The 14,577-nt window shown below is 67.4% G+C and carries 17 protein-coding genes and 1 pseudogene; 4 read left to right on the top strand and 14 right to left on the bottom strand.

Features of this window, described 5'->3' with window-relative positions; translation table 11 throughout:
• Positions 1-57: 57 nt before the first annotated feature.
• Positions 58-453: a phage holin family protein gene (locus HDC94_RS02465; protein ID WP_179494560.1), complete on the top strand. Its 396-nt coding sequence runs from the start codon at positions 58-60 to the stop codon at positions 451-453.
• On the opposite strand, the gene HDC94_RS02460 is transcribed toward HDC94_RS02465, so the two are convergent.
• Positions 450-1,835 (bottom strand): hypothetical protein, encoded by a 1,386-nt coding sequence (locus HDC94_RS02460; RefSeq protein WP_179494558.1) that lies wholly within the window; start codon positions 1,833-1,835, stop codon positions 450-452. The two genes, HDC94_RS02465 and HDC94_RS02460, sit on opposite strands and share 4 nt — an antisense overlap.
• Complete coding sequence (locus tag HDC94_RS02455) at positions 1,828-2,088, bottom strand: hypothetical protein (protein ID WP_179494556.1); 261 nt, start codon at positions 2,086-2,088, stop codon at positions 1,828-1,830. The genes HDC94_RS02460 and HDC94_RS02455 overlap by 8 nt, the downstream gene beginning before the upstream one ends.
• A gap of 110 nt (positions 2,089-2,198) precedes the next feature.
• On the opposite strand from HDC94_RS02455, the gene HDC94_RS02450 reads away from it, so the two are divergent.
• Both HDC94_RS02450 and purB read left to right on the top strand, forming a co-directional pair.
• Positions 2,199-2,723, top strand: coding sequence for a low molecular weight protein-tyrosine-phosphatase (locus tag HDC94_RS02450; RefSeq protein ID WP_179494553.1), 525 nt, complete (start codon positions 2,199-2,201; stop codon positions 2,721-2,723).
• Positions 2,720-4,102: an adenylosuccinate lyase gene (purB, locus tag HDC94_RS02445; protein ID WP_179494551.1), complete on the top strand. Its 1,383-nt coding sequence runs from the start codon at positions 2,720-2,722 to the stop codon at positions 4,100-4,102. The genes HDC94_RS02450 and purB overlap by 4 nt, the downstream gene beginning before the upstream one ends.
• 17 nt (positions 4,103-4,119) lie before the next feature.
• On the opposite strand, the gene HDC94_RS02440 is transcribed toward purB, so the two are convergent.
• Both HDC94_RS02440 and HDC94_RS02435 read right to left on the bottom strand, forming a co-directional pair.
• Complete coding sequence (locus HDC94_RS02440) at positions 4,120-4,374, bottom strand: hypothetical protein (RefSeq protein ID WP_179494549.1); 255 nt, start codon at positions 4,372-4,374, stop codon at positions 4,120-4,122.
• Complete coding sequence (locus HDC94_RS02435; RefSeq protein WP_179494547.1) at positions 4,371-4,958, bottom strand: hypothetical protein; 588 nt, start codon at positions 4,956-4,958, stop codon at positions 4,371-4,373. Before HDC94_RS02435 ends, HDC94_RS02440 begins: the two co-directional genes overlap by 4 nt.
• A gap of 72 nt (positions 4,959-5,030) precedes the next feature.
• On the opposite strand from HDC94_RS02435, the gene HDC94_RS02430 reads away from it, so the two are divergent.
• Positions 5,031-5,930, top strand: coding sequence for a hypothetical protein (locus HDC94_RS02430; protein ID WP_308495604.1), 900 nt, complete (start codon positions 5,031-5,033; stop codon positions 5,928-5,930).
• On the opposite strand, the gene HDC94_RS02425 is transcribed toward HDC94_RS02430, so the two are convergent.
• From HDC94_RS02425 to HDC94_RS02380, 10 genes and pseudogenes are all read right to left on the bottom strand, one after another.
• The gene (locus tag HDC94_RS02425) at positions 5,927-6,907 is read right to left on the bottom strand and encodes a MerR family transcriptional regulator (RefSeq protein WP_179494545.1); all 981 of its coding nucleotides are present in this window, start codon (positions 6,905-6,907) and stop codon (positions 5,927-5,929) included. The genes HDC94_RS02430 and HDC94_RS02425 overlap by 4 nt on opposite strands.
• Positions 6,894-7,568, bottom strand: a complete 675-nt coding sequence (locus tag HDC94_RS02420) for a HEAT repeat domain-containing protein (RefSeq protein WP_179494544.1) — start codon at positions 7,566-7,568, stop codon at positions 6,894-6,896. The genes HDC94_RS02425 and HDC94_RS02420 overlap by 14 nt, the downstream gene beginning before the upstream one ends.
• 65 nt (positions 7,569-7,633) lie before the next feature.
• The gene (locus tag HDC94_RS02415; protein WP_179494542.1) at positions 7,634-8,671 is read right to left on the bottom strand and encodes a winged helix DNA-binding domain-containing protein; all 1,038 of its coding nucleotides are present in this window, start codon (positions 8,669-8,671) and stop codon (positions 7,634-7,636) included.
• Between the two features lie 194 nt (positions 8,672-8,865).
• Positions 8,866-9,294, bottom strand: a complete 429-nt coding sequence (locus tag HDC94_RS02410) for a hypothetical protein (protein WP_179494540.1) — start codon at positions 9,292-9,294, stop codon at positions 8,866-8,868.
• Between the two features lie 117 nt (positions 9,295-9,411).
• Positions 9,412-10,794, bottom strand: a complete 1,383-nt coding sequence (gene dnaB / locus HDC94_RS02405) for a replicative DNA helicase (protein WP_179494537.1) — start codon at positions 10,792-10,794, stop codon at positions 9,412-9,414.
• A 459-nt stretch (positions 10,795-11,253) separates the two neighbouring features.
• Complete coding sequence (rplI, locus tag HDC94_RS02400; RefSeq protein WP_179494535.1) at positions 11,254-11,706, bottom strand: 50S ribosomal protein L9; 453 nt, start codon at positions 11,704-11,706, stop codon at positions 11,254-11,256.
• An 11-nt stretch (positions 11,707-11,717) separates the two neighbouring features.
• Positions 11,718-11,981, bottom strand: a complete 264-nt coding sequence (gene rpsR, locus HDC94_RS02395) for a 30S ribosomal protein S18 (RefSeq protein WP_097061567.1) — start codon at positions 11,979-11,981, stop codon at positions 11,718-11,720.
• A gap of 98 nt (positions 11,982-12,079) precedes the next feature.
• Positions 12,080-12,577 (bottom strand): single-stranded DNA-binding protein, encoded by a 498-nt coding sequence (locus HDC94_RS02390; RefSeq protein WP_179494533.1) that lies wholly within the window; start codon positions 12,575-12,577, stop codon positions 12,080-12,082.
• Positions 12,578-12,685: 108 nt separating this feature from the next.
• Positions 12,686-13,018 (bottom strand): annotated as a pseudogene (gene rpsF, locus HDC94_RS02385) (30S ribosomal protein S6); the annotation flags it as partial.
• Positions 13,019-13,146: 128 nt separating this feature from the next.
• Positions 13,147-14,568, bottom strand: a complete 1,422-nt coding sequence (locus tag HDC94_RS02380; RefSeq protein ID WP_179494529.1) for a CCA tRNA nucleotidyltransferase — start codon at positions 14,566-14,568, stop codon at positions 13,147-13,149.
• Positions 14,569-14,577: the final 9 nt, after the last annotated feature.

Genomic DNA, 14,577 nt, shown 5'->3' with positions numbered 1-14,577 from the left:
CGCGCCCGCGCCGACCTGCCGTTGCCTCGGAGCCCACCCCACGGCATAGTGGTGCGCATGACCTTCCTGCTTCGCGTGATCATCAACGCCGTCGCCCTCTGGCTGACCACACTCATCGTCGCGGGCGTCTCGGTGCGCTCCTACTCACCGGACGACACCTTCGCGACCGTGCTCACCTACCTGCTCGTCGCGCTCGTCTTCGGAATCGTCAACGGTGTCATCGGCAACTTCATCCGCATCGTCGCCTTCCCCCTCTACATCCTCACGCTCGGCCTCATCTCGTTCATCGTCAACGGCCTCCTGCTGCTCCTGGTGGCGTGGATCTCGTCGCTCGCCGGTTTCGGTCTCTTCGTGAACGGCTTCTGGTGGGGAGTGCTCGGCGCCCTGGTGCTCGGCATCATCAGCTGGCTCATCAGCATCCTGCTGCGCCCCCTCATGAAGGACCGCCGCTAGCGATCGCCGTCGGGCTGACCCTCCGGGTACACCCGCTCGCACGTGTAGGCGACGGATGCCACGAGCCTCCCGTCACCGCCGAACTGCTTCAGCGTCTCAGCCGTCGACACCAGCCGTGACTCGTCGCTGGCATCCATGAGCCCCGCGGTCTCGATGTAGCCGGGGCGCTGGTGACCCGGCAGGATCGGAGCGGTCGAGAAGTCGGCGCCCTGTGATGCCCACCTCTCGACGATCACGGCGTGCGTGTTGTCCTGGGTGCCGCCGAGCGCGGCAACCAGATCGTCCGTGTGCTCCACGATCACCGTGGGAACGTCGCGTGGCAGCGGAACCTGGCCGGTGTTGCCGCCGAAGGTGACGAGACCCTGCGTGGAGAACTCCCCCGAGGCCGCGAGTTGCGCGGCCGTGCCCGCCCCCTGCGAGTACCCGGTGAACTGCACGGGATCGTCGGGCCCGATTCCCGCGCGCTCCATCGCCGCGACAACCGAATCGTACGATCCGCTCCCCGGTCCGATCGCATTGCTGACGTTGCTCGCCATGTCCCACGGCTGCCCCACGGCTGCGGGGTCGAAGTCGACGGTGGCCGCCACGTACACCTCGTAGCGTGAGCTGCCATCGGGCATCTCGTAGGTCTCGATGAGCACCTGCGACCCGCCGTCCTCCGCGGGAATGGGTATCCGGTCGAACCGGTCCTGGAAGCCTGCGGGTGCCTGAGTTGGCCCGCCCTCCACCACCTCCTCCCTGGTGACGCGCACCTGCCCCTCCTTGAGGAGTCCGACCGCCCTGCCCAGCCCCGCGATCGTCGTGGCAACCAGGGGGATGCCCGCCAGGTCCAGCCCGTGGTCGCCGATGATGGCGGTGATCTGCGGGGGTATTCCGAGACGGGAGAGCATCGCGTCATCCGCCCCCGACGCGAGAGCGCGAATGGCCTTGACGACGAGCGGATTGCTGAAGAATGCGTTGCGCCCCTCCGGCCCGGAGAGAGCAAGGCCGACGCCTCCCCACAGCAGCGGCACCACGAACAGCGGCGCGACGATGCCCAGCACGCTGGATCCCTGGTCCAGGATGACGCCCATCAGGCGGCGCGAGGCCTCCTCCGCGAGCACGTAGCCGCCCGCAGCCGTATCCAGTGAGAGTGCGACGAAGCGAGCCTCCGCCTCGACGAGCATCAGCGCCGTCACCGCGCGGTCGATCTCGCTCCCGGCGGCCCGGACCTCCGCTGGCGCTCCGTTCACCCCGGTCGACGCGAGCTGGTCGGCGTAGACGAGATCGGCGCGGATGCCCGCCGCCTCGCTCGCGAGCGCGTGGAGTGCCGCGGCGGTAGCCGAGAGCTCCTCGGTCACAACGACGGCGCCTCCCGTGGAGACGTCGATGACGTCAGCCACGCGCGACCACCGTCCTGAGTGCGCTGCCCGTGAGCACGTACGCGCGCCGCGTCGCCTCCTCTGCGGTATCGGTCGCCAGGCCGACGGCGTGGTCAGCAGCCTCGAAGGCCCGTCGTGCCTGGCCCTGCCATTCCACGGGCGTGGCCGAGGCGAGTTGGGACCTCAATGCGGTCACCCTCGCGAGGATCGGGCCGAGGGCGGAGTACTGGATCTCGAGCGCGGCGAGCAGTGGGGCATCCTGTGGCGTGGTCATCCCGACAGCGTGGCGTGCACCCCGCCGGTGCGGGAGCCGAGGCATCCATTCGGTGGGAAGTCCGCGAAAACACCCTCTGGTGGGGAGCAGATTCTGCGGGACAATGGGGCATGACGTTCGAGCGCGCATTCTCCGGGTCCGCGCTCTTCCGAATCTGCTTCGTCTGCACGGGGAACATCTGCCGATCGCCCATGGCGGAGGTCGTGTTCACAGACCTCGTGCGCCGCGCGGGCATGGAGAAGAGCATCGCCGTGATCTCCGCCGGGACCGGCGACTGGCACGTGGGTGAGCGGTCCGACGAACGCACTCTCAGCGCACTCGCCGCCCAGGGCTACGACGGATCCCGCCATCGCGCGCGGCAGTTCGATCCCGGGTGGTTCGACGATCTCGACCTCGTGGTCGTCTTCGACCGCAGCCAGGAGCGCATCCTCAAAGCGTGGGCGGCCACCGACCAGGACCGCTCGAAAGTACAGTTGTTACTGAGCTTCGACAGCGAGCAGGCAGAACTCGGCGACGTGCCGGACCCGTACTACTCCGATGCTGCGATGTTCGACCACGTACTGGGGATGACGACGCGGGCCTGCACCGCGCTGTTCCGCCAGATCAAACCCGCGATCCGACAGGGAACCACATGAGCCTGCCCGACCAGCCCCTGAGCCCGCTCGACGGCCGATACCGCGCGGCGGTGTCCGAACTCGGTGATCACCTCTCGGAGGCGGGCCTCAACCGAGCGCGCGTTCGTGTCGAGGTCGAGTGGCTGCTCTACCTGACCGACCACGAGCTGTTCGGCAGCCAGCGACTCGACCACGAGTCCGCACGCGTGCTTCGCGAGTTCGCGGCCGAGTTCGGCCAGCCCGAGATCGACCGCCTCGCCACCCTCGAGGCGACCACGCGCCACGACGTGAAGGCCGTCGAGTACCTCGTGCGCGAGAAGCTCGCCGCACTCGGGCTCAACTCAGTCGCCGAGCTCACCCACTTCGCGGCCACCAGCGAGGACATCAACAACCTCTCCTACGCCCTCACCATCAGCGCGGCCGTGCGCGAGGTCTGGCTGCCGAAGTACCGGGCGGTGATCGAGTCGCTGCGCGAGCTCGCGATCCGGCATCGGGATGCCGCGATGCTCTCGCACACCCACGGTCAGCCTGCCACCCCCTCGACCATGGGCAAGGAGCTCGCCGTCGTGGTGTACCGGCTGGAGCGCATCCTCGCCCAGGTCGAGGTGACCGAGTACCTCGGCAAGTTCAGCGGCGCGACCGGCACGTTCTCGGCGCACCTCGCGGCCGACCCCGAGCTCGACTGGCCGGCGGCGTCGCAGGAGTTCGTGACATCCCTCGGCCTCACCTGGAACCCGCTCACCACGCAGATCGAGTCCCACGACTGGCAGGCGGAGCTCTACTCGCGCATCAGCCACGCGAACCGCGTGCTGCACAACCTCTGCACGGATGTGTGGACGTACATCTCGATGGGCTACTTCCGGCAGATCCCGCAGGCGGGTGCGACGGGCTCGTCCACCATGCCGCACAAGATCAACCCGATCCGCTTCGAGAATGCGGAGGCCAATCTGGAGCTGTCGAGCGCACTGCTCGATTCGCTCGGGGCAACGCTCGTGACATCCCGACTGCAGCGAGACCTGACCGACTCGACGACCCAGCGCAACGTCGGGGTCGCGCTCGGCCACTCGCTGCTCGCCCTCGACAACATCGAGCGCGGCCTCAAGGAGATCGACCTCGACCTCGGGGCACTTGCCGCGGACCTCGACTCGAATTGGGAGGTGCTCGCCGAGGCCATCCAGACTGTCATCCGTGCGGAGGTCACCGCCGGGCGCAGCTCGATCGCCGACCCGTACGCGGTGCTCAAGGAACTGACCCGCGGTCGCCGCGTCGGCCAGGCAGAGCTCGTCGAGTTCATCGACGGTCTCGACATCGGCGCCGAGGCGAAGGCACGCCTGCGCGCCCTCACGCCCCAGACCTACGTTGGCGTCGCAAGCGACCTCGTCCGCTACATCGAGCGCTAGCCCGGCGGATGCCGCGGCTAGTGCCCGCGGCCCTTCTGCTCGTCGTCCTGCTCGAGGATGTCCAGCTTCTCGTCACCCGTGGGCTGCACGGCGAGCGCGAGCATCGCCAGCACCACGAGCGCGACGATGAACGCGATCCCCAGGAAGATCAGCGAGAGCACGACTTGCCGCGTCGACATGAGCACGACAAGGCCCGCGAAGATCGCCAGTCCTGCGGAGATCGCGATCAGCTCAGCGGGGCGCGTGCGGTCGCGGCGGGAGGGGGCGTTCATGGTGCACTCGATTCAACGGGGGCTGGTGCGCTGGGGGCTGTGGCCGGGATGGCGGCGATAGCGAGGAATACGCCGAGTATCGCCCAGTACGCTCCGAGCAGGCCGACAATGATGACGGATGCCGTGACCTCCCCGGTCACCTCGTCGAAGGCGAACGGCTGGGTGTAATCCGGCGGCACCACGAGCACGACGATCGCGAGCACGACCGTGAGCGCACCGACAAACATCCGATCGCGCGCCCCGGCCTGGCCACGAGAGCGCAGCCCCACATAGACCTCGAGGAACCCGGTCGTCACCGCCCAGGCGCTCACGATGAGCACGAGGTAGGGAAGGCCACCGCCCGTGACCGTGAGTGCCGCGACTCCCGCGAGCACCGTGAGAGCGGCCTGGATCAGCTGGATCGTGCGGTCGGCCCCCGCCGCACCGAGCAGCGCGACGATGCCGAGGCCGAGTCCGGAGACCACACCGAAGATGCCGAAGGTCAGCAGGCCCAGGGCCGCGGAGTGGTCTGCGGAGAAGGTGATGACGATCGCAAGAACGATCGCGGGCACGGCGCGAACGAGCGGTGCGATCCAAGGCTTCACCGCTCCAGTCTAGATTCCGCGGGACGCGACACCCACCGGCCCCGCGACCACCCGAGCACCTAGGCTGTCGTGGTGCCCCAGCCCTCTTCTGACGACCTGCCCAACCTCGGCCTTCTCCTCGATGTGGACGGGCCCATCGCGAGCCCGGTCACCCGGACCGTCGCGATTCCCTCGATCCTCACCGACCTTGTCGCGCTCGCGGCGGCTGGCGTGCCGATCGCGTTCATCACGGGCCGATCGGATGCGTTCATCCGCGACAACGTCGTCGCTCGACTCCTCGAGGTTGGACTCGCCGACGCCCTCCGCTCCCCCCGTGCGCGCATGTACGGCGTCTTCGAGAAGGGCGGGTCGTGGGCCACGATCGACGCGGACGGCATGGGTCCTGTCGAAGTCGACAAGGCCCTCGCCTTTGGCGCCGATGCCGTGGCAGGAGTGCGCGAGCTCGTCGAGCGCGACTTCGCGCACACCATGTTCTTCGACGACACCAAGCGCGCCATGATCTCGGTCGAGCAGCGCACGGATGTCACCTCCGAGGCCTACCTCGAGACGCAGGGACCCTTCCAGGATGCCGCCTTCGCGCTCGTGACCGACCTCGGTTACGGACTCCGCTACGGTGACCGGTCCACGCCGGACGCGCGCGGCGAAGTACCCTTCCGCATCGACCCCACCATCATCTCGACCGACATCGAGTCCGTGCGGCTCGACAAGGACCGTGGAGCCGAGCGCGCCCTCGAGCGCTTCGCCTCGCTCGGCCCCCTCCCGACACGCTGGGTGAGCATGGGCGATTCGCGCAGCGACTACCTCATGGCTGACCATGTCCACGACGCGGGACATGAGGCTGTCCACGTCGACGTGCGCCCCTCTGACGGGATGCTCGAGCGGGAGTACTCCGTCGTGACCGTCGGCGACCTCATCCACGATGAGGCTGGCGCCGCCTACCTCGCGCAGGAACGCGAGCGGCTGGGCGTCTAGGGCGCCATCACCCTCAGGATGTAGCGCGCGGTGATCGCGACGCGCTCGTCCGGGTCACCGGCGAGCGCCACCGCGAGCGAGCGCGCCGGCTCGGGAGGGAGCTCGGCCAGGGCCTGGGTCAGACGCACGCGGGACGCGGCATCCGTTGTTCCGAGTGCCGCGGCCACTGCCTCGACGACCTCGGCGACGCGCTCCAGATCGTGCGCCAGTCGGCCGAGAACCTCCGCCGCATCCACGTCGTCGCGCCCCGCCACCACCATCTCGATGAGCACGGGAACCGCACCGAGGTCGCCGCTGGCTCCTACGGCGAGCGCGCTTCTGTCGCGCACAACCGGGTCCGCATTGTCCAGGGCCCGACGCAGCGCCTCGAGCCCGCCCACCTTGACGAGTGACTCGACGGCTCGTCGCCGAACTTGTGGCTCGGCAGAACCGAGGGCCGCCTCGAGCGCCGGCACGGGATCACCGTCCGACCGCGACAACGCCCAGGTCAGCGCACCGGCGACGTTCGGGTCGCCCTCGGCGAGCGCAGCGTCCACGAGCGGAGCGACAGCGCCACCCTCATGCGCGAGTGCCGCACGCTGGCGGGTCGACGGATGCGACGAGCCCAGACCCTTGAGCAGGGCGACGAGCCGCGGCACCTCCGTCCACCTCTCCGGCTCGACGGACCGCACGGCCTCCAGCCGACGCACGAGCTCACGATCCAGCTCGATCCGCTCCCGCGTGCGCTCGATCACCTCGTTGACGATCTGCTGCGGCGACAGCGCACCCGAGCCGTCCAGCGCGGCCCGCACCTCCGCCAGCGAGAGGCCGAGCGACCGCAGCGACTCGATCTCGAGGAGCCTGCGCAGGTCCGCGTCGTCGTAGTGACGGTACCCCGACGACGTGCGACCGCTCGGCGTGAGGAGCTCGATGTCGTTGTAGTGCCGTAGCATCCTGGCGCTCACGCCGGAGAGCCGCGCGACCTCACCGATGCGCATCGTCGTCCGGCGGCGGTGCTGGTGCTTCCTGCAGCGAGACCGTGCGCACAGCCTCGCTGATGAGGTCGTCGAAGGTCGCGTCGGGGTCGATGATGAGCCGGGCCGACGCGATGGCGTGGGCACGGGCATCCATCGTCCCCTGCTTCGCTGCGCGCTCGAGAACCGGCAGTGCAGCGTCGCCGAGTGCCGCGAAGGCCCGACTGAGACTCAGGCGCAGGCTGGCGTCACCACGACCGAGCTGATCCACAAGGAGCTCGGCGAGTGCGGCCTCCCCACCCTCCGGCACGAGTATCGCCGCCGCACGCCACGCGCTTCTCGCGACTTCGTCGACGGGGCTCCGCAGTAGCTCCGGTGTGATCGCGTGCCAGCCGCGCACGTCCCCGATCTTGGAGAGGGTGTGCAGCGCCTGGCTACGCGCCTGGTCGCCTCCCTCCGCCACCTCGCGCAACAGCAACGGAACGGAGACGGATGCATCCTGCCGCACGATCGCCCAGGTGAGCATGTCCCGCACGAAGAAGTCGGGCTCGATGGCGCAGCGAGCGACGAGCACGTCGAGGTACTCGGTGTGCGGACGCGTGCCCGCCGTCAGCGCGGCCTGCAGGCGGTCGGACGAGGAGTCCCGCTGCAGCGCGTCGGTCAGGGCTGTGGTGTCGATGGTCATGATGTTCCTCCGACTATCCACCCAAGACCTTCACACCGTGTCAAGGTCAAGGCCCAGTCGGGGGATCAGGGGTGGGGCCACGCCTCGAGTGCGTCAGCAACGGCGCGACTGCCTCTCGAGTCCAGATCGCGCACGAGTTCCAGCACAGGCTTGCCGGGCTTGCCACGTGCGATCGGCACCCGCCACGTGCCCATCACGACGCCGTCGAGGAGCACCGCGGGCCGGAAGATGCCGTTGCCACCCGGAGTGAGGCTACGGAATGCTGCGTCGTCGGAGACGAGCGACCGATCCGCGTAACCGAGGATCCACTCGTCGAAGCCGGGGAGCAGGTCGATCCCTGCCGGTCCGGGGTCCTCCGTAGGATCACCGATGACGAACATCTCCTTTCCCTCGACCTCGACCCGCACGAGGTCCGGCACAGCCGCGATGGCAGGGCGAAGCACGCCCAGTGGCAGCTTCGTCCACCATGCGAGGTCGGCCTCGGACATGGGCGCGCGCGACAGGATGACCGACCGAATGACCTCGGGAAGGGCATCCGCCGGTGGCGCCTGGGCGGCCGTGGCCACGAGCAACTGGTCCTCCCCCGCGAATGGGCCCCAGTGCACGAGACCCTCGATCGCGAAGTGCACGATGAGGTGGTACCCGCGACCCGCGCTCGTGTCGATGCCGGCGTCCTGCCACAGGGCCATGACCTCGGCTCGCCCAAGCGGATGCTCGGCCAACGCCTCGAGCAGAAGACCTCTCGCCCGCTCGATGACGTCATCGGTGAGACCCAGATCGGTGCGTCGCCTCACCATCGACCTCTGGGTACGGTCACCCGTGTGGGCGAGGAGAAGCGCCAGGTGCTCCGGCGTCGTCGCGAACAGGGTGCCGCGCATCGGCCAGGACCGCACGAGAAGGCCAGCGTCGAAGGCGGCGATGACGTCCGCGACCGTGGTGCCGGGCGCCGACCTGATGGCGATGGCCCGCACTACGGCACGGAGATCCTGCCCCTGGAGTGCAACGGCGCGATCCACGACCTCGACCGGCGTGAGATCGGAGCCGTCGAGGAGCTGGGCCTGGCGTCGCGCCCGACGCGCGTGGGCACCCGTGAGCTGCTGCATCCGGAAAAACGTATCCCCTCCGCTGCCCACGCGCGAGCCTCGGCTGCACAGGAACGTCGCGCGCCGGAGAGTTTTCCCGAAATACAGGAGATTCCACGCGCAAGGCTGCACTCGCCCTGCGGCCTGGTCACATTCCGTGGCATCTCCTGCATTGGGGATGCCCGACGCGAGGTATCAGGGAGCTCGGTCGCGGTCTACTGCACCTGACCCGCGAGCCACGAGCCGCCCGACCCGACCGGCGACCACGGAATGCCGAGCTCGTCGGCCGCGGGAGCGATGTCGATGGCCGTGTCCGTTCCGGGCTCGAAGAAGTACAGCGTGATGTCCACGGGGTTCAGGTCGGTCTGCGCGAGTGGCCGGAGCATCGAGCCGAGCAGATCCGAGGTGACCGCTCCCTCATGGTCGATCTGAATCAACAGTCCTTGTGACGTGCCCGACGTGGAGATGGAGACGACCACGTTCGACGCGGATGGGTCCGCGTCCTTGACGATGTCGACCACCTGCTGCTGGCGTTCTTCGACGGACGGCGATGGTGGGCCGAACAGGGGGCCGCAGGCCGTACACGCCAGTACGAGCAGGGTGATGGCCGCAAGTCCGAGACTTCGCGAGAGTCGTTGAGGCATACTCCACGCTAACTCACGCACATCCCGCGACTCGCTGGGCGCACCTGATCGGAGCGCTTGTGACGCGGCAGCGTCGAACTCTAGCTCGGAGCGCTTTTGACCCGGCAGCTGAAAACTCTAGCTCGGAGCCATGTCCCCGAACCGCGAGAAGTGGCCCGTGAAGGCGACGGTGATGGTACGCGTCGGTCCGTTGCGGTGCTTGGCCACGATGAGGTCCGCCTCGCCAGCGCGGGCATTGTCTGCCTCGTAGGCGCTCTCGCGGTGGAGCAGGATGACCATGTCGGCATCCTGCTCGATCGACCCGGACTCACGGAGGTCGGAGAGTGCTGGCTTCTTGTCGGCGCGCTGCTCGGGTCCACGGTTCAGCTGTGAGATTGCGATCACCGGAACCTCGAGCTCCTTCGCGAGCAGCTTGAGCGCACGCGAGAACTCCGAGACCTCCTGCTGGCGCGACTCCACCTTCTTGCCGCTCGTCATGAGCTGCAGGTAGTCGATGATGACCATCTTCAGTCCGATGCGCTGCTTGAGTCGGCGGCACTTCGCGCGGATCTCGACGAGCGTCATGTTGGGGCTGTCGTCGATGTAGAGCGGTGCGTCGTTGATGCGTCCGCGTGTCTGGGCGATGGTGGTCCAGTCGTTGGCGTGCACGGTTCCCTTGCGCATGTGCTGCAGGGGAACGGATGCCTCGGCCGAGAGCAGTCGCATGGCGATCTCACTACGGCCCATCTCGAGGGAGAACACGATCGACGGGAGGTCGTGCTTGATCGCGGCTGCCCTGGCGATGTCGAGGCCGAGCGTCGATTTACCGATGGCGGGTCGCGCCGCGATGATGATGAGCTGGCCGGGGTGGAGACCGTTGGTGAGTTCGTCGAGCTCGGTGAATCCGGTGGGGACTCCGATCATCTGGCCGTCACGGCCGCGGGCCGCCTCGATCTCGTCGATCGCGGTGGTGACCGCCTCGGTGAGGGGAACGTAGTCCTCGCTCTGCACGCCACCCGTGACGCCGTAGATCTCGGCCTGCGCGTTGTTGACGAGGTCCACGACCTCGCCCTCCGAGGCGTAGCCCATCTGAACGATGCGGGTGCCGGCTTCCACCAGGCGCCGCAGCACGGCCTTCTCCGCCACGATCGAGGCGTAGAAGCCGGCGTTGGCCGCAGTGGGAACGAGTGCGGTCAGGGTGTGGAGGTACTCCGCACCCCCGGCGCGCTGAAGCTGGGCCGTCTTGGTGAGCTCGTCGGTCACGGCGATGACATCCGTGGGCTCACCGTGCGAGTACAACGTCAGGATCGCGTCGTAGATGACCTCGTGCTTGGGCAGGTAGAAGTCGCTGCCCCTGACGGACTCGATGGCATCGGCCACGGCATCCTTGCTCAGGAGCATTCCGCCGATGGCGCTCTGCTCGGCGAGGAGATCGTGCGGGGGAACCCGGTCGGAACGTGAGCCAGCGCCGTCGCTGGCAGGCCTTTGGTCGCCTGCCAGACCCAAGTGCGCAATGGACAAGTTCGGCCCCTCCCGTGTTGTTCGGTATTCCCCAGTTGTAACTCTCGCCGCTGACATTCGCGGGATGTCACGGGGTGCGTTGCCGACACCGCGTGAGCGACTGCCTCACCCTAGGTATCCGCATCGGGGGTCAACAACAGGGCCTGTGGATGGGGCTGTGGGAAATGTGCAGGAAACGCCGAGAGCTGTGTGGGGAAGCTGTGCACACGATTGGGGATAACTAATTGATTCTGGAAATTAATCCCGCCCTGATCAGCTTTTTCTCTATTCCACACCCATGTGTAAAAACATGTTTAGACTTCGGGTTGAGGGTTGCTTCCGAAACTTCAATCCTGTGCATAGATCTCGCGAATAGTTGTCATTAAACGCGTGCCTCAGACGGGGGATGAGCGTATGTACCCCGCGAGACGCACGAAAGCGGCGAGCCCTGAGGGCCCGCCGCTTTCGTGTGGAGATGCGTTACTTGGCCGCGACGACCTGCAGCGTGATCGTTGCCACGATGTCGTCACGCAGGCGCACAGTGGCCTCGTGCTCACCGACGGACTTGATCGGGCTGGTGATCTCGATCTTGCGCTTGTCGACCTCGCCGAGACCAGCAGCGGCAACGGCCGCTGCGACATCGACGGGCTTGACGGAACCGAACAGGCGTCCGCCGGTTCCCACGCGCACGGGGAGCTTGACGGAGACGGCCTGGATGCGGGCCTTCAGGTCCTGGGCCTCTTCGAGCGTGGCGTGCTCGCGAGCGGCACGAGCGGACTTGATCTGCTCGATCTGCTTCTCGCCACCACGGGTCCACGCCACGGCGAAGCCCTGGGGGATGAGGAAGTTACGTGCGTAACCGTTCTTGACGTCGACGACGTCGCCGGGGGCACCGAGGCCGGTGACCTCGTGCGTGAGGATCAACTTAGACATATCGGTGCTCCTTAACGGCCCGAGCCGGCGTAGGGAAGAAGTGCCATCTCGCGGGCGTTCTTGACGGCCGTGGCGATGAGGCGCTGCTCCTGGACGGAGACACCGGTGATGCGGCGGGCGCGGATCTTTCCACGCTCGGAGATGAACTTACGAAGCGTCGCGACATCCTTGTAATCGATGACGCCGACGCGGATCGCCTTGGCCGGGGCGGCGTTCTTGCCGTCCTTGCCCTTGCGAATCGGCTTGCGGCGATCGCCGCTGCTCTTTCCTGCCATGAGTTTTACGTTTCCTTAAGTGTTGTTGTCCTGTGCCCTAATCCGGTCCCTGAGGAGGCGCGAAGCGCCGTCTCGAAGGGCGAAGGGCGAAGGGCGAGTTAGAACGGAGTCTCGTCCGGGTAGCTGCCTGGGGTGTTCCACGAGTCGCTCGACGAACCGGGCGCGCTTGCCGCCCACGGCTCCTCAGCAACCTGGCCACCGCCACGGGGAGCGCCACCGCCATCACGGGATGACGCGGCACGCGTGACCTGGGCGGTCGCGTAGCGCAGGCTCGGGCCGATCTCGTCGACCTCGAGCTCGATGCTCGTACGCTTCTCGCCCTCCTTCGTCTCGTAGGAGCGCTGCTTGAGGCGACCGGTCGCGATCACCCGGCTTCCCTTGGTCAGCGAACCGGCAACGTGCTCGGCGAACTCACGCCAGCAGGATGCGCGGAGGAACAGTGCCTCGCCATCCTTCCAGTCGTTCGTCGCGCGGTCGAAGTTGCGCGGGGTCGAGGCGATGGTGAAGTTGGCGACCGCAAGCCCGGACTGCGTGTAGCGCAGCTCGGGGTCAGCCGTGAGGTTACCCACAACGGTGATGATGGTCTCGCCGGCCATGGTCTACTCGGCGTCCTTGGCGGCAGGAGCTGCGGCATCCTCAGCGGGCGCTTCGGCGGCGGGAGCCTCGGCCTTGGCGGGAGCTGCTGCGGGAGCCTCGGCGGCAGGCTTCGCACCCTTGCGGGCGGCCTTCTCGTCGGCGAGCTTCTTAGCGGCGGCAACCTGTGCGAAGCCCTCTTCGGCCCGCAGCACCTTGGTGCGCATGACGGCCTCGGACAGCTTCAGCTGGCGGTCGAGCTCGACCGATGCAGCTGACGTCGCGGTGTAGTTGACGACGGCGTAGATGCCCTCGCTCTTCTTGTTGATCTCGTAGGCCAGACGACGGCGGCCCCAGATGTCGACGTTGTCGATGGATCCACCATCGGTACGGATGACATTGAGGAACTTGTCGAGGCTCGGGGCCACGGTGCGCTCATCGATCTCTGGATCGAGGATGACCATGAGTTCATACTGGTGCGTCACAAACCCACCTCCTTCGGACTAGAACGGTTACAGACGGTCTGTAACAGGAGGGTGTTGACGGTTGCCCGCCACCGAACGGCAGAAGACAACCTGCCTAGGTTAGTCGTTTACGGGCGAGATTGCCACCACGAAAGCAGGCGTCGCTCCGCCTCCTCCGCGCCGAGTGGTCCCTCATCCAGTCGCAGATCGAGCAGGAATCGATAGGCCTCCCCGACTTCGCGACCAGGCTTGAGGTCGAGAATGCGCATGATCTCCTCGCCGTCGAGGTCCGGGCGCACCGCCGCGATCCCCTCGGCCTCGCGGATCGCGGCAATGCGCTCCTCGAGGTCGTCGTAGGCGAACGAGAGGCGGTCGGCCTTGCGAACGTTCCGCGTCGTGACGTCGGCGCGCGTGAGGATATGGAGCCACTCGAGGTTGTCGCCCGCGTCGCGAACGTAGCGGCGCACGGCAGAGTCGGTCCACGCGCCATCCGTGTACCCGAAGAACCGCAGGTGCAGCTCGACGAGTCGCGAGACGGTCGAGATCGTGTCGTTCGACATGCGCAGTGCCTTGAGGCGCCTCGACGCGAGCTTGGCTCCGACCACGTCGTGGTGGTGGAACGTCACCACTCCCCCTGACTCGATCCGGCGGGTGGCCGGCTTACCGATGTCGTGGAGCAGGGCGGCCAGGCGCAGCTCGAGGCTCGGCTCGTGGCCGCGCGACTTCTCGAGGTCGATCGCCTGGGTGAGCACCGTGAGGGTGTGCTCGTAGACGTCCTTGTGGTGCGCGTGCTCGTCGCGCTCCAACCGCAGGGCAGGGATCTCCGGCAGCACGAGGCCCGCGATCCCCGTGTCGACGAGCAGACGGATGCCCGGAACAGGGTCGTCCGTCAACAGAAGCTTCGACAGCTCATCGCTGATGCGCTCTACGCTCACGATCTCGAGGCGCGGAGCAAGGTCCGTCATGGCCTGCACGGTCTCCGGGGAGACGTCGAACCCGAGCTGCGACGAGAACCTGGCGGCCCGGAGCATCCTGAGCGGGTCATCTCCGAAGGAGACCTCGGGGAGGCCGGGCGTCGTGATGACGCGGGCCATGAGGTGTTCGAGGCCACCCCAGGGGTCGACGAGCTTGCGCTCAGGGAGCCGCAACGCCATGGCGTTGATCGTGAAGTCGCGACGCTCGAGATCGTCCTCGAGGTTGTCGCCGAACGCGACGACCGGCTTGCGTGTCGCCCCGTCGTAGGAGTCGGCACGGTAGGTGGTGATCTCGACGGTCATCCCCGCTATGCGAGCCGCGATGGTGCCGAAGTCCCGCCCGACGTCCCACTGCGTGTCCGAGATGGGCTTCACGAGCGCCAGGATCTCGTCCGGGAGGGCGTTCGTCGTGAAGTCGAGATCCTTCACGGGCCTGCCGAGGAACGCATCGCGCACGGGCCCACCCACGAGGGCGAGCTCCTTGCCGGCGGAGGCGAAGGCGGAGGCGAGAGCCTGTACCGGAGCGGAATCGGCGACCTCGCCGAGTCGAGCTACCGCTGCGGCCACATTTTCCATGGTGCCCAA

The organism is Leifsonia sp. AK011 (genome assembly GCF_013410945.1).
Taxonomy (GTDB): Bacteria; Actinomycetota; Actinomycetes; order Actinomycetales; family Microbacteriaceae; genus Rhodoglobus.
Note: the sequence above shows the minus strand (reverse complement) of the source record. Positions and strands in the feature narration are given on the sequence as shown.